The organism is Candidatus Thiodictyon syntrophicum (assembly GCF_002813775.1).
In the GTDB taxonomy this organism is placed as follows: domain Bacteria; phylum Pseudomonadota; class Gammaproteobacteria; order Chromatiales; family Chromatiaceae; genus Thiodictyon; species Thiodictyon syntrophicum.
Map to the genome: position 1 here is coordinate 85986 of NZ_CP020370.1, position 18762 is coordinate 104747.

Below are 18762 nucleotides of genomic sequence, written 5' to 3' on the forward strand. Positions count from 1 at the left end.
CCCTCTGCCGCAGCAGCGGGAGAGGGGCGCTTGGCCCCGTCGCCTCAGCCGTGCTTGGCGTACCCGATGCCCTCCAGCGCGGCCGCGATCTCGTCCAGAATCGCCGGATCATCGATGGTCGCCGGGACCTTGTACTCCTTGCCGTCGGCGATGCTCTTCATGGTGCCGCGCAGCGTCTTGCCGGAGCGGGTCTTGGGCAGGCGCGAGACGATGACCACGGTCTTGAAGGCCGCCACCGGGCCGATGTCTTCACGTACCTTGTCGACCAGTTCCTTGCGGATGACCGCCGGGTCCCGGTCGACCCCGTTCTTGAGGACCACGAGCCCCAGGGGCAGTTCGCCCTTGAGTTGGTCCGCGGCACCGATGACCGCGCACTCGGCCACGTCCGGGTGGCTGGACAGCACCCCCTCCATGGCGCCGGTGGACAGGCGGTGACCGGCCACGTTGATGATGTCGTCGATGCGGCTCATGACGTAGACATAGCCGTCCTCGTCGATATAGCCGGCATCACCGGTGAGGTAATACCCCGGTTGCATGGCGAGGTAGGACTGGACGAAGCGCTCGTCGTTGTTCCACAGGGTCGGCAGGCAGCCGGGCGGCATCGGGAGCTTGATCATGATCCGGCCGATGTCGCCGGGCTTGACCGTCTCGCCTTCCTCGTCTAAGACCTGGATGTCGTAGCCCGGGACCGCGCAGGTGGGGGAGCCGGGCTTGACCGGCAGCAGTTCGATGCCGGTGCAGTTGGCGGCGATGGCCCAGCCGGTCTCGGTCTGCCACCAGTGGTCGATCACCGGCACCTTGAGGATGCGCTCGGCCCATTGCAGGGTGTCCGGGTCGCAGCGCTCGCCGGCCAGGAACAGGGTGCGGAAGCCCTTGAGGTTGTAGCGCTTGAGTTGTTCGGCGTTCGGGTCGTCGCGCTTGATGGCGCGAAACGCCGTCGGGGCGGTGAAGAGGGCCTTGACCCCGTGCTCCTCGATCACGCGCCAGAAGGCGCCGGCGTCCGGGGTGCCGACGGGCTTGCCCTCATAGACGATGGTGGTGGCGCCGATGAGGAGCGGGGCGTAGACGATGTAGGAGTGACCTACGACCCAGCCCACGTCCGAGGCGGACCACCAGACCTCGCCGGGTTTGATGTTATAGATGGCGCCCATGCTCCAGGCCAGGGCCACGGCGTGGCCGCCGTTGTCGCGCACGACACCCTTGGGGATGCCGGTGGTGCCGGAGGTGTAGAGGATATAGAGGGGGTCGGTGGCGGCCACCGGGACGCAGTCGGCGGGTTGCGCGGCGGCGACGGCCTCGGCCCAGCCGATGTCGCGGCCGGGGACCAGGGTGCCGGGTTCCTGGGGGCGCTGGTAGATGATGCAGTGCTCCGGCTTGTGCTCGGCGATGTTGATCGCCTCATCGAGCAGGGGCTTGTACTGCACGACGCGGTTGGTCTCGATGCCGCAGGAGCCGGCGACCATGACCTTGGGCTTGGCGTCGTCGATGCGGGTGGCCAGTTCGCGGGCGGAGAAGCCGCCGAAGACCACCGAATGGATGGCCCCGATACGGGCGCAGCCGAGCATGGCGATCAGCGCCTCCGGCACCATCGGCATGTACACGATGACCCGGTCGCCCTTGGTCACGCCAAGGTCCTTGAGCGCCCCGGCGAACCGGGAGACCCGCTCCTGCAACTGCCGGTAGGTGATGATCTCCTTGGAGTTCGTCACCGGGCTGTCGTGGATGACCGCCGGCTGGTCGCCGCGGGTGGCCACATGGCGGTCGACGGCGTTGTAGCAGGTGTTGAGCTCAGCCCCGCTGAACCAGTGGTAGAAGGGGGGGGTGGAGTCGTCCAGGACCCGGTCCCAGGGTTTGATCCAGTCGATCAGGCTGGCGGCTTCCGCCCAAAATGCGTCGCGCTCGTTCATCGAGCGATCGTAGGTGGCCTTGTAGCCCATAACATCTCCTCCGGTGGGTGTGACCGCGGTCCCGGACGGCCCCGCGGTGTTACTGATTTTCGTGCCGCGCAACACTAATCGCTCCGGGCGCGCCGTGCAATCTTCGCGCAACCGCCTCCCCTCCTTCTACACCACTACACGTTGGGGTCGATCCCGGCTATCCTGGCGTCCTGTCCAGCCCCGCGGCGGCGCGCGGGGTCTCGGGCCCCAAGGGCGATCCCCGTGGGCTTGGCGGGCTGACGGCGAGGCGGCGGCAGTGGCCGCGTCGCTGGTGCGCCGAACCCAATCGCAACCAGGCGCACATCAATGTCCACTTGGCGAATGTCCACTTGGCGCAAGACTGACGCGGACCGCGGTAACCCGGGGGGCTGTCCCCGCGACGGGCTCGGGGTCTTCGCTTGAGCGGCGCACCTTGGCGGCGGCCGCGCAGCGCCGCTGTCGGGGGCCTGTGCCTGGTCCTGCTCGCGTGTGCGTGCGCCCTGTCCGCCCAGGAGATGATCGTCCACCCCGGGGTCGGGGTGTCGGCGATGACGACCAATGAGGCGCGCCTGTACCTCACTATGCGGCTGAAGGCCTGGCCGAACGGTGTACCGGTCAAGGTCTTCGTGCTGCCCGACGAGGACCCGCTGCACCGCCGCTTCGCCACTGCCGTGTTGGGGCTCTATCCCTACCAACTGCGCCGGGTGTGGGATCGCCAAGTGTTCTCCGGTACCGGTCAGGCCCCGACCACCGTCGCGAGCGAGGCCGAGATGCTGCGGCGTGTTGCCGCCACCCCCGGCGCCTTGGGCTATGTCGGGTCGGTGCCCGCCGATGCGCCCGTGCGCTCCATGGAGGTCCGCTGATGATGGCCGTGACATCCCGTGTGGTCCCCTGGCTACTGGCCCTGGCCGTCGGCGTCGCGGCCGCCGACGAGGGCCGCGCGTCGGCGTGGTGGGAGCGGCTGCAGGGGGAGCGCCTGCAGATCCACGGCTTCGCCAGCCTGACCGCGGTCAAGACGAGCGCAAACCGCTTCTTCGGCGACAGTCCGGACCTGTCGTGGAACTTCATCGAGGTCGCGCTCAATGCCTCCTATCAGCTCAATGCGCGCGTCCTGTTCGCCGGGCAGGTCCTGGCGCGGCGCGCCGGGGACATGTATGACGGCACGCCCGCCCTGGATTATGGGCTGGCCGATGTGACCTTGGATGAGACGCCCACCCGGCGTCTGGGGGTGCGCCTGGGGCGCCTCAAGAACCCGTTGGGGCTCTACAACGAGACGCGCGATGTCCCCTTTACCCGCCCGAGCATCTTCCTGCCCCAGGTCATCTATTTCGACAAGGTGCGCAACATGGTCCTCTCGACCGATGGGGTGATGGTGTACGGCGAAACGTCCACCGGGTACGGCGACCTTTCGTTCACTTTGGGTGGCGGTCAGCCGGTGGTCGATGAGAATCTCGAATGGGCTTTTCTGGGTGATGACCTGCCCGGCAAGTTCATACCGCGGGGGGTCGCTTGGGCCGGCAGTCTCTGGTACTCGGCCTTTCAAGAACGGTTGCGGCTCGGACTGAGTGGGTTCACCTCCGTGCTCGGCTACCGGCCCGGTGTGGGGTTGGACCTTGGTGCTGGCGAGACGGCAATCAACTACCTGATCCTGTCGGCGCAGTACAACACGGAACATTGGACTCTCACCTCTGAGTACTCGCGATTACCCCTGGAGTGGCAGGACTACGGTGTAGATTTTCCCTATCGCAAAACCTCCGGTGAAGGCTATTACCTGCAAGGGGCCTACCGAGTGCGGCCGGGGCTGGAACTGATGCTGCGCTATGAGGAAGGCTTCACCGACCGCAAGGATCGCGACGGCACCCGCTCGTCCGCGCTGCTGGGCGGGGCGGTCCCGCCCGGCGACTACTTCTCCAAGATCTGGAGCCTCGGGGTCCGTTGGGACCTGAACCCCCACGTCATGTTGCGAGCCCAGTACGAGCGCCACCAGGGTACCTACACGATTGCCGCCCGCGAGAACGACCCGGCGACCTTGGTGGAGGACTGGGACCTCTTTGCGCTGCAGCTCGCCGTGCGTTTCTAGCGGGAGAAATCGTGGACAGTCCGCGCCGAAAATGGACCCGACTGGAATTCATGAGTCTGCGCTGGCAGGCCTTGATCGCGCTGTCGTTGGTCCTGCTGGTGGTCAATGGTGCACTCGCGGTCATGGCCTACCGGCATTCAACGGCCCAATTCGACCTCCAACAGTCGGGCGTACGCGACAATCAGGTCCGTCAGTTGCGCGGTCTGCTGGGGCGCAACTACGAGGAGATGACCCGCTTGGTGAGCGTGGTGCCGCTGTTGGGACCCGACGGCGCCGCTGGTCCGGTGCAGGACTTCGGCTCCCGCCTGCGGCGCGGCCTGGAGACTGAGGGCGCCCTGCTGGGCCTGGAGTGGGATGTCCGCTCGGTCTTCTGGATCACCCCGGACGGGCGCCTGTCCCTGGTCTGGCCGGCGGACGTATCGGCCCCGGGGGCGGAACTGCTGACCGCGCTTACCAGGAAGGACGACGCGGCCACGCAGTTGCTTGCGTGCCAGCCCGAATGTCTCCAGTTTCTTGCCGCGCCCGTCTTGTGGGAGGGCAAGTCCTCGGGGACCCTGGTCCTCGGACGCTCCCTGGCCGATGCCCTGCTCGCCTTCAACGTCTTGACCGGTGCCGAGGTGGCGGTGTTTACCGCGACCAACGCGCGCGGCGGGGCGGTGCCGGCGCCGCCCCGCTTTCCGGCCATGACCCATCCGAGCCGCACCGCGCCGATCATTCGCGCCCTGGCGCCCGACCTGGCGGCCGCCCCCACCCGCAACCCCGGCACGGCCGCGGGGGGGCAACCGGTGCTGGGGGAACTTGGCGGCCAGTGGTTCGAGGTCTTCCGCGTCGATGGTCTGGCCCCCGGGGTCAGCGCCCTCGTGGTCGATGAGGTGACGGCAGAGCGTCAGGCGATCCAGTGGACGACCCGCAACAGCATCATGCTCGGCCTGGGCGGCTTGGCCCTGTCCGGCTCCCTGCTGTTTTGGCTGGCCCAATCCTCGGTGGGACGGCTGCGCCGTATCGCCGCCGCGCTGCCCCTGCTCGCGGAGAACCGCTACGCCGAACTGCGCGCCAATCTGCCGCCGGTCGGCGGGCGGCTGACCCCCGCGGATGAGTTGGATCGGCTCAGTGAAACCGCCCAGGCCCTGACTGACCGCATGGAGATGCTCCAGCGTGACCGCGAGGAAGCCGAGACCCGCCTGGTGTGGCTGGCTGACCATGACCCCCTGACGCGGCTATACAACCGGCGGCGCTTCAACGATGACTTCGGGCGGGTCCTCAATCAGGCACAGCGCTTCGGCCATCGCGGCGCCCTGTTGTTCCTGGATTTGGATCAGTTCAAAGACGTCAATGACTTGAGTGGTCACCAAGTGGGGGACGTGATGCTGCAGCGGGTCGCCGACGAGTTGAGCAAGCTGACCCATCCGAGCGACATCCTGGCCCGCCTGGGGGGCGACGAATTCTCCCTGGTCGTGCCGGAATGTACCGATGCGGCGGCCCTGGCGTGCGCCGAGCGTATCCAGGCCGCGGTACGCTCCATCCAGATCCGCGAGCACGGCCGCGTTCACCGGGTTACCGCCAGCATCGGCATCGCCCTGTTCCCGGACCAGGGCCAGGAGCCCCAGGAGATCCTGGCCAATGCCGATCTGGCCATGTTTCAGGCCAAGGAGAAGGGGCGCGGGCGCTGGCATCTGTTTGCCGCCGCGGATCAGGCGCGCGAGCAGGCGGACGCGCGGGTCACCTGGCGGGACAAGATCACGGAGGGCCTGCGCGATGAGCGCTTTGAACTGCATTTCCAACCCATCGTCACCATCGCCACCGGCACCATCGACCATTGGGAGGCCCTGCTGCGGCTGCGCGACGCCCATGGGGAGTTGGTCTATCCGGACCGCTTCATCCCGGTGGCGGAGAAGACCGGCCAGATCCAGGCCATTGATCACTGGGTCATGGCTCACGCGGTCGGCATCCTCGGTCGGGACCCACGCCTGCGCCTGGCAGTCAATCTGTCCGGCAGCGCGATGGACGACCCCTCGCTCCTGCCGGACATCGAGCGGATGCTCCAGGAGCACCGGGTGGCCCCGACACGCCTGACCTTCGAAGTCACGGAGACCGCTGCCGTGGCGAGCATCGCGCGGGCGACCGAACTGATGCAGGGGATTCAGCGGCTCGGCTGCCGCTTCGCCCTGGACGACTTCGGCAGCGGCTATGCCTCCTATGCCTATCTGCGCCGCCTCCCGGTGGACGACGTCAAGATCGACGGGGCCTTCATCCGCGATCTGGCCACCAACCGGGAGGACCGGATCTTCGTCAAGGCCATCACCGATATGTCCCATGGAATGGGCAAACAGGTGACGGCTGAATTCGTCGAGAGTGCCGCGATCTATACCGTGTTGGGCGAGCTCGGGGTGGACTGTGCCCAGGGTTATTACCTCGGTCGACCAACCGCCACGGCCGAACACGGCCCCTGGCCGCGCCCCGTGGCCCGGCGCGAGCGCGTGGAGGACAATTTCAATGTGTGATACCCGACGACTGATCCTTGAGCGACTGCGTGCGACCCGTCGCGACCCTGTCGGCGCTGCGGCAGCCGGGCCGCCGCGCCGCTTCCCCTGGGACCGCGCGGAGCGGCTGGCGCGTTTTCAGGAGCGGCTCACGGCCGTCCATGGGGAGGTGCATCGGGTCGATACCCAATGGCCGCGGTTCCTGCATGACCTGCTGCGCCGACGCCAGGTGCGCGACCTGCTGTTCGGTCCCGGCGGGTGCCACGGCGAGGCCCTCGCCCAGGGGTGGCCGGACGGGCCCGCCGTGCGCCTGCGTCCTTACCTGGCGCCGGTCGAGCAGTGCCGGGAGGCGCTCTTCGAGCCCGCCCTGGCGGGCTTCAGCGGCTGCCGCGGCGCGGTGGCGCAGACCGGCAGCCTGGTGCTGTGGCCCGATGCGCACGAGCCCCGCCTGCTCTCCCTGGTGCCCTCGATCCATGTGGTCCTGCTGGACGCCGACACGATCTGCAGCACCTTCGCCGAACTGCTCCAGGCCCAGGGGTGGGCACGGGGTATGCCGACCAACGCGCTCCTGATCACCGGCCCCTCCAAGTCAGCCGATATCGAGCAGACCCTGACCTATGGCGTCCACGGCCCCAAGGAACTGATCGTGCTGGTACGCTAGACCCAGCCAACGACTGTCCTGGTGGCTTCCCGCGGTGGACCGGGGGCGGTGATTGCCGCGCCCATGGAACACTTCTGTAGTTTGCAGGGCGCCAACACTGATACGCTAATGGGTTGGGGGGCGACGGGGGCGCCTGCCGACCCAAGGACGCCCTGCTCAGGAGCACCCGGTTCACGGGCGCCACCAACGGGTGCACCAGCCGGTCCAGGCGCGGGCCATCCCGCGCACACCCTGCACGCGTGATCGCCCGGCCGAGGCTCCGGCGTGATCCGCCCTTTTTTCCACTCGCCATCGGAGGCGCACATGACCGGACTGCTGCGTACCAAGACGATCAACGCCGACCACCACCTGGTCGACACCGGCCTGCGGCGGGTCCTGGGGCCGGTGGACCTGACGCTGCTCGGCGTCGGGGCCATCATCGGCGCCGGGATCTTCGTCCTCACCGGGGTCGCGGCGGCCACCTACGCGGGCCCGGCCATCGTCCTGTCCTACGTGGTCGCCGGGTTTGCCTGTGCCTTCGCCGCCCTGGCCTATGCGGAACTGGCCGCGGCCATCGGCGGCTGCGGCAGTGCCTACGGCTACAGCTATGCCGGGCTGGGGGAACTGGTCGCCTGGATCATCGGCTGGGACCTGATCCTGGAGTATTCGGTCGCGGTCTCGGCGGTGGCCATCGGCTGGTCGGCCTACATGAACAACGCACTCCAGGCGATGGGGCTGGCGCTCCCCGCGGGGTTGCTCAAGGGTCCGCTGGAGGGCGGGCTGATCAATCTGCCGGCCGCCGCCATCGTCCTGATCCTGGGGCTGTTGCTGACGCTGGGGGTGCGCCAGAGCGCGCGCTTCAACGCCGCCATGGTCCTGATCAAGCTCCTGGCGATCGGGGTCTTCATCGCCATCGCCGTCTCCCATGTGAATCCAGCCAACTGGAGTCCCTTCATGCCCTTTGGCTGGAGCGGCGTGATGGGCGGGGCGGCCCTGATCTTCTTCGCCTATGTCGGCTTCGACGCGGTTTCCACCGCGGCGGAGGAGGCGCGCAACCCCCAACGCGACCTGCCCATCGGCATCCTGGTGTCGCTTGCGGTTTGCACCCTGATCTATATCCTGGTGGCCGGGCTCCTGACCGGGGTGGTGCCCTACGCCACGCTCAACGTCGGGTCACCGGTGGCGGACGTGGTACTGCGGCTGGGCTATCCCTGGGGCGCCGGATTGGTCGCCGCGGGGGCCATCGCCGGCCTGACCACGGTCATGTTGGTCCTGTATTACGGGCTCACCCGGGTGTTCCTCGCCATCGCCCGGGACGGTCTGCTGCCGCCGCTCTTCGCCCGGGTCAACCCCCGCACCCAGACGCCGATACGGGTCATCGCGGCGAGCGGGCTCCTGATGGCCGCCATTGCCGGGCTCACCCCCATCGGGGACGTGGCGGAACTGGTGAACATCGGGACCCTGGCCGCCTTTTTCCTGGTGTCGGTCGGGGTGCTCGTCCTGCGCTATACGCATCCGGACCTGCCGCGCCCCTTCCGCACCCCGTTCTCGCCGCTGATCCCGCTCCTGGGGGCCGCCTCCTGCCTCTATCTGATGGCCAGCCTGCCGCTGGTGACCTGGCTGCGCTTCGGCGTCTGGCTGGCACTGGGGCTCCTCATCTACTTCACCTATTCGCGCCGTCACAGCACGCTCGCGGGAGGGGTCTGACATGCTGCACGAATTCATCAATTGGCTGTTGCTCACCGTCCATGACTGGGGCTATGCGGGCATCTTCATCCTCATGGCACTGGAGTCCACCGTCCTGCCCGTGCCGAGCGAGTTGGTGGTGATCCCGGCGGGCTATCTCGCCTATCAGGGACAGATGAGCGTGCCCCTGATCTTCCTCGCCTCCACCCTCGGGAGCCTGGCCGGGGCCTTTATCAATTACGGCTTCGCGCTGCTGGTCGGGCGGCCCTTCCTGGAGCGCTATGGACGCTATTTCTTCGTGCGGCCGCCGCTGTTGCACAAGACCGATGCCTTCTTCGCCCGCCATGGGGCCATCTCCACCTTCACCGGGCGCCTGATCCCGGGCATCCGTCACCTGATCTCATTGCCGGCCGGGCTGACGCGCATGAATCTGCTGACCTTCAGCATCTATACCAGCCTGGGCGCGGGTCTGTGGACCCTGGTACTGATCGCCATGGGGTGGTTCATCGGCGGCAACGAGGACCTGTTGCGGGATAATCTGCCCCTGGTCACGGGCGCCGTCCTGGTCTTCGTCGGACTCACCCTGGGCGGCTATATCCTGTGGCACCGTCGGCGGGGCTGAGGAGCCGGGGCGTCCCGTGGCCCGGCGCCACGCGCGCGGGCGGGACGCCCGCGCTCCTTTGGTCACTGCGCGGGCATGGCCTTCTCGGTCACCGGCTGCCCGCGGACCCCGGCGTAAAACACCGCCAATTTCGCCGGCACCGTGCCGACATTGCGCCCGTTGTGCGGTGTGACCTGCACGGTGCCGCTCGGGTCCAGCGCCGCCGCGCCCCGGATACCGAGCACCAGTGCCAACCCGAGCATTGCCGATTGGATCTTCATCGTGTCTGGTGTCCCGCGTCAAAGGTATCGATCAATCGTTCTTGAGGGCTTGAATCGCGGCCCGTGCGGCGGCCTCGAAGCGGCGGTAAACGGGGTCTTCAAAATCGTTGCGCCGTTCGGCCAGCACCGCTTTCAACTCGTCGCGCACGGCCGCCTGGAGCGCGGTCCGCTGGTCCACATGGCGAAAGGCGTCCTGACTCAACCGCGCCTGGACCGCATCGACGAGGCCTTGGGCGGCGGTGAGATCAATGCCCTCGAAGACCTCCGGCAGTCCCTTGCCCAGGCGGGTCCGCACCGGCAGACCATCGGCGTCCTCGCCGATCAGGTAGAGTTCGCTGATACCGGTCGTCGGGCTGGTCACCGCGGCAATCAGCCCCAGGGCCTTGGCCAGCAGCAGGGCCGGCAGCGCCTGGTCGCGCTGGGCGCGTTCATCGGCCAACAGGATTGCGGGCCACTGGGTACCGTCGCCTTCGCCGTTCAATTCCAGGCGGATGCGCTCCGGATTGCCGCCCTGGGCGATACGCCGCTCGTATTGCTCCTTGAGAAAGCGGGTGGCCTTGGCGTAGCGCAAGGGGAACAGATTGGTCAGCCCGAGCAGGGTGATCTCGTTCAGATTGGTCTCGCTGCGGATGATGTCCACCGGCACGTCACCCCGGAAGTTGTCGCGGAACAGGGCCTCCAGCGCCTCGCCGAACTGCGCCAGATCGGGTGCCTTGGGGAGTATGACCAGGAACTGGGACACCTTGGTCTTGGCGGCGCCCAGCACCACGGCCTGGGGGTCGAATTCAAGAAAATTACCCGCCTGGTTGACCAGGTCGTGGATGAACTTCTTCAATTCGTCGCTGCGCCCGGAATACTCCCGTTCCAGTTGGCCGATGATGTTGACCCCGAGCAGGGGGCGCCGCTCACGGCTGGATGAAACCAGGGCGTCGTGCGCGCTCTGGGAGCTGGCCGCGCATTGCTGTTCCAAGACGTCGAAGAAGCGCTGGCGGCTGATCCGTGCCTGGAAGGCGGAAAAGGTCGGATCGGCCGCGAACTGCTCGATCAGGGCGACGCGCACCGCCTGGGCCTGTCGCGTCTGCTCGCCGCGGTCCTTCTCCAGTTCACGACCGAAGAGCCGAACGTTTTCCGCATTGTAGAAGCGCACCAGCGGTTGGCGCAGGTCCGGCGTTGCGCCATCATTGCAGCGCGCGTCGATCCGCTCCTGGAATTCCTTGATCGAGTCGTCCACCAGCCTGGTGCAGGCGGCGACATCGCTCGCCAAGGCATTGAACTCGCTGATCGCCTCCTGCAGCAGACGCTTGGCGAAGGCCCAGGCCTCCACCTGGGTGCGGGCGGTATAGAGTTCGCGCAGGGCCTCGCCCTCGGCGTCGAGCAGGCCGCGGCGCTTGCCGAGCAACTGCGAGACCAGACCGACGTTGGCATAGGCGACGCGGTTGGCCGCGACCTTCTGCTCGGCGTCGGCACTCGCGCTCTTGGCGCGGCTGATCCGATCGTCGGCCGCCGCCAGCCGCTCTTGCAGCGCGGCGCTCAGAGCGCCCAGGCAGCGGGCAATGTCCTGCATCGACTTGACGCCGTTCTTCCATTCGTCGAACAATTCGCCCTCGACCCGGCGGCGCAATTCGCGGACATGGTCCTTGCGTGCCTGCAGCTTGGTTTCGTAGAACTTGCGTACCCCCAGCCCGCGGTAGTTGTCGTCGAAACCCTGCGCCATCAGCTTATCGATCTCGTTGATCCAGACCTTGTTGTCCAGGGTCTGCACCAGGCCCATGAGCTGCGGCAGCAGGTCGAGCCACTCCTTGACGATGGGCTTCCATTTCTTGTTATTGATTTCCTCGGGCAGGATGCCGCGCGACAGGGTCAGGTGCTCGTCGGTCAGCGACCAGCGCTCCAGCGTTTGCTGGTCGCGGACGAACTCGCCGAAATCCTGATTACGCGGTTCGTCCCGAAAGCCGAAGGTATCGTCCCAGTTGTTGTAGCGCAGTTGCAGGGCGGCCTGGCGGGCGAATTGATAGGTGAGATATTCGCGGATTTCGCCCTCGGGCACGGCCAGGCGCTTGATGCCGAAGGTGAGAAACCGCTTTGAGCGTAGGGGCGTGGTGCCGCCTGTGCGCGTCTCCGGGGTGCCGTCGCCGTTCTCGGCATTCTCCATCTTCTCCAGGAGCTTCATCGCCTCGGCGTTGCGCACGGCCATCAGCTTCTGAAACAGGAAATCGGCGAGGATGCCGGGCAGTGTCTTGTCGACATCGACCTGCAGGCCGTTTTCGTTGCGATTACAAAATAGGTAACAGCCGTTGAACGGATCGCTGAGTGCAAGACGCTCGCCGCGCTCCGCAAGATCGTGGGGTTGATAGGCGCCGACGCTGAGCGCGTTCAGCTCGACCAGTGCGGCATAGCCGTTGGCGTGATAATTGCCCGTATCCCAATTCGGATTGGGAATCTCCTCGGGCAGCAGGGCGTAAACGACGATGCGGTACATCTTGGGGTCGCGGTAGAGCGCCCGAATCTGCGCCACCGCATCGATCACCGCGCCGCTGCCGGTACCGCCCGCCAGGCCGCAGCACAGGTGGAAGGTCACACTGGCGTCACCGCCGGTGGTGAGCTCGCCGGCCAGTTGTTTGATCTGGTCTTTGAACTGGCGCGCCTTGCACGCGAACAGAAAGCGCCCGAGCCGACGCTTCTGGCCGCCCAGGGTCTCCCCGACGATGCTGTTGAGAATGTCCTTCCATTGGTCCCGGCTGCCGATCCAGGGTTGGATATTCGGATGCCCGCTGATATTGTCGAGAATCTGATTGAGATTGCCGCCCGTAATCAAGAGCTGGCTGCGGGTGGCCAGTTGTACACTCTCCCCGAGAATCCGCCAGGTGGCGTCGTCGATAGCCATCATCTCTTTGCTGGAATCGACATAGAGATAGCGCAGCCGCACCTGGTCGGGTTCGCCCCCGCGCCATTCCTGAAAGACGTTCTTGCGCAGGGCGCGGAGGATCTTGCCCCCGGTGCCGCCCAGACCGATGACCAAGTGGTTCTTCATGTCCGATTCTCAGGGTTGAACAGTGTGAAGTGGCCGGGTGGCGACCGACGGCCGTCAGGCGGCCCGGGCGGGGTACTCATCCGGGTGAACGCGGGGGCTGAAGCGGCGAGCCGCGGTTTGCCGGTCGGTGCGGTCGCCGTGGGCACCGGGTCGGCAAGGCGGGTCCGGCCTCGGGGACGGGGACGAGACGATGCCTCATTATCGAGCAACCGGGTCGCTCCCGCCAGCCCATCGCCCGCCCTGGGTTCGATCACAACTGATGTGTTAACGTACATGTCGTAGGGTACGCATCGCGTACCCGCCAAGCTGCCACGACCGCCGGAGCCGGGTACGCGATGCGTACCCTACAGCTACAGCTACAGCTACCGGACGTTCTCATGGTCCGGGCGTCGTTGTCGTAATCGTGGTCGGAATATTCGATTACGACAACGACAACGACAACGACAACGACAACGACGGCGTACCCGGGATCTCGGTCACTCCATCAGTGCTGATCGCACCCGCCCGCCCGCGCGGCGCATCCGCTGTCCCGCGAGGCCCCGGTGGGGCGCTGCGAACGCCCTTGCCGCTCGCCCCGCGCGGGGCTAAGATCGGCGGCAGTCGCGGTCGCGGGCAGTTGAGTGGATGGAGGGTTGTCCGTCCTGGTTGCCGTTCCCCGGCCGTTTTTCGACCCAGTTCAACGACAATTGCCACCAGCTTTGGGGATGTGGAGATCAGCGATGGCCGAGCGAATAGGCAAGTGCACCAGATTCGGAAATTGCTCCAAGGCCGATACGGGGGCCGCGATAACGATTCCCGACGGTGCTGATGCCCTCTGCCCCGAATGCGGCAGGGAGCTCTTGGTGAGCGACCAGGGGGCTGGTCGCGCACGACCGATCGGTGGTGTGATCGCCTTGGCGGTGATGGCCTTGCTGGTGCTCGGTGCCCTCGGCTTCGGCGCGATGAAATTGTTGGGAGGCAAGCCGGCTCCGACCGACACGCCGGTGACACCGACCCCCGCCGAGCCCGCGGACCTTGCCGCGCCACCGCCGCCCCCCGCGGCCAGGGTGGAACCTGGTTCCCCGGAGCCGGCCCCGGCGGCACCGGCTGACGAAGGGATGGTCCGGGTCGCCGATTTCTGGATCGACAAGACGGAGGTCAGCATCGCGGCCTTCAAGGCTTGGGCCCCCGGCTACAAGACGCCCAAGGGTTTCACCAATGACATGCCCGTGGTGGATGTCACCTGGGAGGATGCCCGACGGTTTGCCGAGAGTGGCGGGAAACGACTGTGTAAGGAAGGGGAGTGGCTCTTCGCCCTGGGGCAGGTGCGGGACCCGTCGGCCGCCAATCTCAGCGGCGACACCATGGACCGCCCCCGCCCGGTTAGCGATGAGCGCGACAGGAACAGCCATGGGCTGCTCAATATGGTCGGCAACGTCAGCGAATGGGTCGACTCGGGGTCCGACGAGGCCGCGTTCGCGGGCGGCTACTGGTATTGGAACAAGGCCGATCACGCCGCCGCCGATCTGAAGCGCGTGAACCGGCTCGGCACCCGGCAGAATTATCAACACTACATCGGATTTCGGACCTGCCGCGATGCGGGCCCGGCATCACCATGAGGGGCGCAAGACGATGAAGCCGCTGAATCGATCTGTTTGGTTGCTGATGGCATTGACGCTGGTGCCGCTCCTGCTCTGCGGCAACGGCGCTCAGGCGCGCAGTCTGGCGCAGATCAGGGACAGCGGGGTGCTCAAGATCGGTATCCGGGAGGATATCCCGCCCATCCAGTACCGGGACCAGAAGGGGGAGTTGGTCGGTATCGACCCCGATCTCGGGAGGGCCCTGGCCGATGCGCTTGGTGTCAAGCCGGAGTGGGTGATTCTGGCCGGGTCGAAATTCCGCGAAGAGGTGCTCCTTGCGCAGAAAGTCGACGTAGTGATTTCCAGCTTTTCCATTACCAGAGAACGGCTTGAGGTCATCGATTTCTCCAATCCCTATTTTACGACCGGGCTGGCCGTCATGATCAGGGCCGGCGACCGGGCCAAGATCCGGGGCTATAAGGACCTGGCCGGTAAGACCGTGACCGCGACCCGCGGCAGCACCGGCGAGCGGCTCATCAGCGAACTGGTGCCGGACGCCGATTTCTTCTTCGTGACGGGGACGGCCGAGACCTACGGCGCCCTGCGCAGCGGCAAGGCGGATGCGCTGATCAACGATAAGGTCTTTCTCGACCACGCGGCCGCCCAGAGCCCCGATCTCTATGTCCTGGACGGCACCCTGTCCGCGGATCAGTACGGGATCGGGGTGGCCAAGGGGGATCAGGATCTGCTCAACTATGTCAATGACGTTCTGTCCCGGATGAAGGCCGACGGCAAGCTGGCCCGGCTGATCGGCAAATACTCCAAGTTTGATCCAGGCCTGGAGCCTGAAGCGATCAAGGGCGGCACCCTGACGTCCTATGTGGTCAAGCCGGGCGATACCCTGTCGCGGATTGCGTTGCAGTTCTACGGCGATCCCACACGCTGGCCGATCATCTATGCGGCCAACCGCGATACGGTGAAATACGCTAATGTCCTCAATGTCGGCCTGGAGCTCAAGATTCCCTCGTCGGCGCGAGCGGTCGATGCGGTCGCTCCCGTCAAGGAACCCGCTGTCGGCCCGTCGGTCGGTGATGGACTCAAGGGTAAGCTGAAGGAGGCGGAAGGACTCTACAAGGGCGGGTTGATCGACAGGAAGGAGTATGAAGAGCTGAAGAAGGCATTGCTGAAGCGTTTTATGGAGAATTGACCGAGCACCGGAGTGGAAGCGCAGCGTTTGCGCCAAGAGAGTATTTGGCCGCAAATGAACGCGAATAAGCGCAAATGAATCCCGATTGCTCCTCGACACGTGCAACGATGACCGACGCGGTGAGCGCGCCTGAGCCGGATCGTCGCCCGCCGCCTGCCAATCCCGGCGAGTCGGCCAATACCGGCCTGGTCGTCGCGGTGCGCGGCAGCGTCGTGGATGTGAGCTTCGAGACTCGACTACCGTCGATCCATACGGTCTTGCGTGCGGGGCCGCAGCGGCAGATCGTCATCGAGGTGTTGGCCCAGCGCGATGCCCATCAGGTGCGCGGGATCGCCTTGACGCCGACCCAGGGTCTGGCCCGCGGCATGGTCGTAGAGGACACTGGCGGACCACTGAAGGCGCCGGTGGGCGAAGGGATACTCGGTCGGATGTTCGACGTCTTCGGCAACGCGATCGACTGCCAGCCGACGCCGACCCGGATCCAGTGGCGTTGTGTGCATCAGGCCCCGCCCCCGCTGGCACGTCGCTCCACCAAGTCCGAGGTCTTTGCAACGGGCATCAAGGTCATCGACGTGCTGATGCCGCTGGAGCGCGGCGGCAAGGCGGGGCTGTTCGGCGGGGCGGGCGTCGGCAAGACGGTGCTCCTGACCGAGATGATCCACAACATGATCGGGCATCAGGATGGCGTCAGCCTCTTTTGCGGCATTGGCGAGCGCTGTCGCGAGGGCGAGGAGCTTTACCGCGAGATGAAGGACGCCGGCGTACTGCCGAACATGGTGATGGTCTTCGCCCAGATGAACGAACCGCCGGGCAGCCGGTTCCGGATCGGGCACGCGGCGCTCACCATGGCCGAGTATTTCCGCGACGACGAGCATCGCGACGTGCTGCTGCTCATCGACAATATTTTCCGCTTCATTCAGGCCGGCATGGAGGTCTCCGGGCTGATGGGCCAGATGCCCTCGCGCCTCGGCTATCAGCCCACCATGGGCACCGAGCTGGCCGGGTTGGAAGAGCGCATCGCCAACACCGCTACCGGCGCCATCACCTCGATCCAGGCGGTCTATGTGCCGGCGGACGACTTTACCGACCCGGCCGCGGTGCATACCTTCTCCCATCTCTCCGCCTCCATCGTGTTGTCGCGCAAGCGGGCGAGCGAGGGGCTGTTCCCCGCCATCGACCCGCTTCAATCCAGCTCAAAGATGGTGACGCCAGGCATCGTGGGGGAACGTCATTATGCCTTGGCGCGGGACATTCGCCGCACCTTGGCGCAATACGCGGAGCTCAAAGACATCATCGCCATGCTCGGCCTGGAGCAGCTCACGCCCGCGGACCGCAATCTGGTCGCCCGCGCGCGCCGCCTGGAGCGCTTCCTGACCCAGCCCTTTTTTACCACCGAGCAATTCACCGGCCTCTCCGGCAAGCTCGTGAGCCTGGAAGACGCGCTGGACGGCTGCGAACGCATCTTGAACGATGAGTTCAAGGACCTGCCGGAGGCCGCCCTGTATATGATCGGGTCCGTGAATGAGGCCAAGGCGAAAGCGAAGCTGCAGGAGAAGACGCCATGAATCTCAAGGTGCTGCTGCCGTTCCAGGTCTTCGCCGATCGGACCGGCGTGACGCGCATCGTCGCGGAGACGCGCGCGGGTGCCTTCGGGCTCTTGCCGCACCGGCTCGATTGCGTCGCGGCGCTGGCCCCCGGCATCCTGACCTACGCCACCGACGCCGATGGCGAGGCCTATCTCGCAGTGGACGAGGGGGTGCTGGTCAAGACCGGCCCGACCGTACTGGTCTCGGTGCGCCGGGCGATCGGCGGCGCTGACCTCGGCCAATTGCGCGCGGCGATCGAGCAGGAGTTTCTGACCCTGGACGCGCAGGAGCAGGGTCTGCGCTCGGTCATGGCAAGACTGGAAACGGGCGTTCTGCGCCGGTTCATGAGCCTTCAACATGAATGACGATCCTCGCGGGAGACCGTCGCACACCACTGCGGACCTCGCCGGGACCGTCGGCGCCAAGGCCGCGCGCAAGCTCAAGGCGCAGCGCAACCCGACGCCGGGGGTCTGGTTCGGCCTCGGCATGATGGGGTTGATCGGTTGGTCGGTGGTCGTGCCGACACTGCTCGGCGCGGCGCTTGGGCTCTGGATCGACAAACAGTTCCCGGGCACCCATTCCTGGGCGTTGGCGCTCCTGGTGGGCGGATTGACGCTCGGCTGCTTCAACGCCTGGCATTGGGTGGCCAAAGAGGAGCGGGCCATGCGGGAAGAGCAGGAGGGGCGCGATGAATGAGCCGCTGGCGCTCGCGCTGGCGGGGGTCGCGGGCCTGGTGCTCGGGGCGATCTTCTTCGGCGCTCTGTGGTGGACGCTACGCAAGGGCCTTCAGTCCCCGCGACCGGGTCGGTGGCTCTTGGGCAGCCTGGTGCTGCGCACTGCTATCGTACTGGCCGGGTTTTATCTGGTCGGGGCGGGTCATTGGGAGCGAATGCTTGCGTGTCTGCTCGGATTCGTGAGCGCCCGCCTGGCCCTGACCCGGATGGCGGCGCGCCCCGCCGCAGGCAGTCGCGCGGCAAGTACCCAGGAGGCAAACCGTGGACTTGAGTCCTGATCAGACGATCTTCTGGCAGTACGGGTTCATCAAGCTCAATGCCACCATTGCGTTCACTTGGGGCTTGATGTTCGTGCTCGCCGTCGGCTCCAAGCTCATCACGCGCAGCCTCTCCACCGAGCTGACCCGCTCGCGCTGGCAGAACCTGCTGGAGATCATCGTCACGGGCATCGAACGGCAGATCGAGGAGGTCGGGCTGCGCCAGCCGAGACAGTATCTCGGCTTTCTCGGCACCCTCTTCCTGTTCGTCGCCGCGGCGGCCCTGGCCACGGTCATCCCCGGCTATGAACCGCCGACGGGCTCGCTCTCGACCACGACGGCACTGGCGATCTGTGTCCTCGTAGCCGTGCCCGCCTTCGGCATCGCCGACCAAGGCGTGGGTGGTTATCTCAAGTCCTATATGGAGCCGACCTTCATGATGCTACCCTTCAACATCATCAGCGAGGTCTCACGGACCCTGGCCCTGGCGGTGCGTCTGTTCGGCAATATGATGAGCGGCGCGATGATCATTGCCATTCTGCTCACCATCACGCCCTTCCTCTTCCCGATCCTCATGACGGCGCTGGGGCTGCTCACCGGCATGGTGCAGGCCTACATCTTCAGCATCCTGGCCGCTGTTTACATCGCCGCGGCGACCCGTTCGCGCAAGCCGGCGCCCGGCACTTGAGCCAACTCCGAATCAA

General features: G+C 66.2%; 16 protein-coding genes. 13 read left to right on the top strand and 3 right to left on the bottom strand.

Features of this window, described 5'->3' with window-relative positions; genetic code table 11:
* Nucleotides 1–44: 44 nt before the first annotated feature.
* Nucleotides 45–1937, bottom strand: coding sequence for a propionyl-CoA synthetase (locus THSYN_RS00385; protein WP_100917387.1), 1893 nt, complete (start codon nucleotides 1935–1937; stop codon nucleotides 45–47).
* A gap of 398 nt (nucleotides 1938–2335) precedes the next feature.
* Here THSYN_RS00385 and THSYN_RS00390 point away from each other — a divergent pair, with 398 nt between their 5' ends.
* The 6 genes from THSYN_RS00390 (at nucleotide 2336) to THSYN_RS00415 (ending at nucleotide 9424) form a co-directional block, all read left to right on the top strand.
* Nucleotides 2336–2779 carry a hypothetical protein gene (locus THSYN_RS00390; protein WP_100917388.1) on the top strand — a complete coding sequence of 148 codons (444 nt, stop codon included), beginning with the start codon at nucleotides 2336–2338 and terminating at the stop codon, nucleotides 2777–2779.
* Nucleotides 2779–3996, top strand: a complete 1218-nt coding sequence (locus THSYN_RS00395) for a TonB-dependent receptor (RefSeq protein ID WP_236848755.1) — start codon at nucleotides 2779–2781, stop codon at nucleotides 3994–3996. The genes THSYN_RS00390 and THSYN_RS00395 overlap by 1 nt, the downstream gene beginning before the upstream one ends.
* Before the next feature lie 11 nt (nucleotides 3997–4007).
* The gene (locus tag THSYN_RS00400; protein ID WP_236848756.1) at nucleotides 4008–6497 is read left to right on the top strand and encodes a bifunctional diguanylate cyclase/phosphodiesterase; all 2490 of its coding nucleotides are present in this window, start codon (nucleotides 4008–4010) and stop codon (nucleotides 6495–6497) included.
* On the top strand, nucleotides 6490–7137 hold the full coding sequence (locus THSYN_RS00405; RefSeq protein WP_100917389.1) for a LutC/YkgG family protein: 648 nt from the start codon (nucleotides 6490–6492) through the stop codon (nucleotides 7135–7137). The genes THSYN_RS00400 and THSYN_RS00405 overlap by 8 nt, the downstream gene beginning before the upstream one ends.
* Before the next feature lie 303 nt (nucleotides 7138–7440).
* Complete coding sequence (locus THSYN_RS00410) at nucleotides 7441–8823, top strand: amino acid permease (protein WP_100917390.1); 1383 nt, start codon at nucleotides 7441–7443, stop codon at nucleotides 8821–8823.
* A 1-nt stretch (nucleotide 8824) separates the two neighbouring features.
* Nucleotides 8825–9424, top strand: a complete 600-nt coding sequence (locus THSYN_RS00415; RefSeq protein WP_100917391.1) for a DedA family protein — start codon at nucleotides 8825–8827, stop codon at nucleotides 9422–9424.
* Nucleotides 9425–9486: 62 nt separating this feature from the next.
* Here THSYN_RS00415 and THSYN_RS00420 read toward each other — a convergent pair whose 3' ends face one another.
* Entirely contained in the window at nucleotides 9487–9684 is a 198-nt protein-coding gene (locus tag THSYN_RS00420; protein WP_100917392.1) for a cupin domain-containing protein, read from the bottom strand.
* A gap of 31 nt (nucleotides 9685–9715) precedes the next feature.
* The gene (locus tag THSYN_RS00425; RefSeq protein ID WP_100917393.1) at nucleotides 9716–12715 is read right to left on the bottom strand and encodes a tubulin-like doman-containing protein; all 3000 of its coding nucleotides are present in this window, start codon (nucleotides 12713–12715) and stop codon (nucleotides 9716–9718) included.
* An 842-nt stretch (nucleotides 12716–13557) separates the two neighbouring features.
* Between THSYN_RS00425 and THSYN_RS00430 the strand changes: the two genes are divergently transcribed.
* The 7 genes from THSYN_RS00430 to THSYN_RS00460 all read left to right on the top strand — a co-directional run bounded on the left by THSYN_RS00430 (nucleotide 13558) and on the right by THSYN_RS00460 (nucleotide 18746).
* Nucleotides 13558–14313 carry a formylglycine-generating enzyme family protein gene (locus tag THSYN_RS00430; protein WP_157817374.1) on the top strand — a complete coding sequence of 252 codons (756 nt, stop codon included), beginning with the start codon at nucleotides 13558–13560 and terminating at the stop codon, nucleotides 14311–14313.
* A 13-nt stretch (nucleotides 14314–14326) separates the two neighbouring features.
* Nucleotides 14327–15481: a transporter substrate-binding and LysM peptidoglycan-binding domain-containing protein gene (locus THSYN_RS00435; protein WP_216644650.1), complete on the top strand. Its 1155-nt coding sequence runs from the start codon at nucleotides 14327–14329 to the stop codon at nucleotides 15479–15481.
* 107 nt (nucleotides 15482–15588) lie between these two features.
* Complete coding sequence (gene atpD, locus THSYN_RS00440) at nucleotides 15589–17046, top strand: F0F1 ATP synthase subunit beta (RefSeq protein WP_236848757.1); 1458 nt, start codon at nucleotides 15589–15591, stop codon at nucleotides 17044–17046.
* Entirely contained in the window at nucleotides 17043–17432 is a 390-nt protein-coding gene (locus tag THSYN_RS00445) for a F0F1 ATP synthase subunit epsilon (RefSeq protein WP_100917396.1), read from the top strand. The genes atpD and THSYN_RS00445 overlap by 4 nt, the downstream gene beginning before the upstream one ends.
* The gene (locus THSYN_RS00450) at nucleotides 17425–17763 is read left to right on the top strand and encodes an AtpZ/AtpI family protein (protein ID WP_100917397.1); all 339 of its coding nucleotides are present in this window, start codon (nucleotides 17425–17427) and stop codon (nucleotides 17761–17763) included. Before THSYN_RS00445 ends, THSYN_RS00450 begins: the two co-directional genes overlap by 8 nt.
* Entirely contained in the window at nucleotides 17756–18079 is a 324-nt protein-coding gene (locus tag THSYN_RS00455; protein WP_100922246.1) for an ATP synthase subunit I, read from the top strand. The genes THSYN_RS00450 and THSYN_RS00455 overlap by 8 nt, the downstream gene beginning before the upstream one ends.
* Nucleotides 18063–18746 (top strand): F0F1 ATP synthase subunit A, encoded by a 684-nt coding sequence (locus THSYN_RS00460; RefSeq protein WP_100917398.1) that lies wholly within the window; start codon nucleotides 18063–18065, stop codon nucleotides 18744–18746. Before THSYN_RS00455 ends, THSYN_RS00460 begins: the two co-directional genes overlap by 17 nt.
* Nucleotides 18747–18762: the final 16 nt, after the last annotated feature.

Bases quoted from the DNA above. Each gene is read 5' to 3' on its own strand.
- THSYN_RS00405 (WP_100917389.1), top strand. From the start codon at position 6,490: ATGTGTGATACCCGACGACTGATCCTTGAGCGACTGCGTGCGACCCGT.
- THSYN_RS00395 (WP_236848755.1), top strand. From the start codon at position 2,779: ATGATGGCCGTGACATCCCGTGTGGTCCCCTGGCTACTGGCCCTGGCC.
- THSYN_RS00455 (WP_100922246.1), top strand. From the start codon at position 17,756: ATGAATGAGCCGCTGGCGCTCGCGCTGGCGGGGGTCGCGGGCCTGGTG.
- THSYN_RS00420 (WP_100917392.1), bottom strand. From the start codon at position 9,684: ATGAAGATCCAATCGGCAATGCTCGGGTTGGCACTGGTGCTCGGTATC.
- THSYN_RS00425 (WP_100917393.1), bottom strand. From the start codon at position 12,715: ATGAAGAACCACTTGGTCATCGGTCTGGGCGGCACCGGGGGCAAGATC.
- THSYN_RS00410 (WP_100917390.1), top strand. From the start codon at position 7,441: ATGACCGGACTGCTGCGTACCAAGACGATCAACGCCGACCACCACCTG.
- THSYN_RS00450 (WP_100917397.1), top strand. From the start codon at position 17,425: ATGAATGACGATCCTCGCGGGAGACCGTCGCACACCACTGCGGACCTC.
- THSYN_RS00435 (WP_216644650.1), top strand. From the start codon at position 14,327: ATGAAGCCGCTGAATCGATCTGTTTGGTTGCTGATGGCATTGACGCTG.
- THSYN_RS00385 (WP_100917387.1), bottom strand. From the start codon at position 1,937: ATGGGCTACAAGGCCACCTACGATCGCTCGATGAACGAGCGCGACGCA.
- THSYN_RS00415 (WP_100917391.1), top strand. From the start codon at position 8,825: ATGCTGCACGAATTCATCAATTGGCTGTTGCTCACCGTCCATGACTGG.
- atpD (WP_236848757.1), top strand. From the start codon at position 15,589: ATGACCGACGCGGTGAGCGCGCCTGAGCCGGATCGTCGCCCGCCGCCT.
- THSYN_RS00445 (WP_100917396.1), top strand. From the start codon at position 17,043: ATGAATCTCAAGGTGCTGCTGCCGTTCCAGGTCTTCGCCGATCGGACC.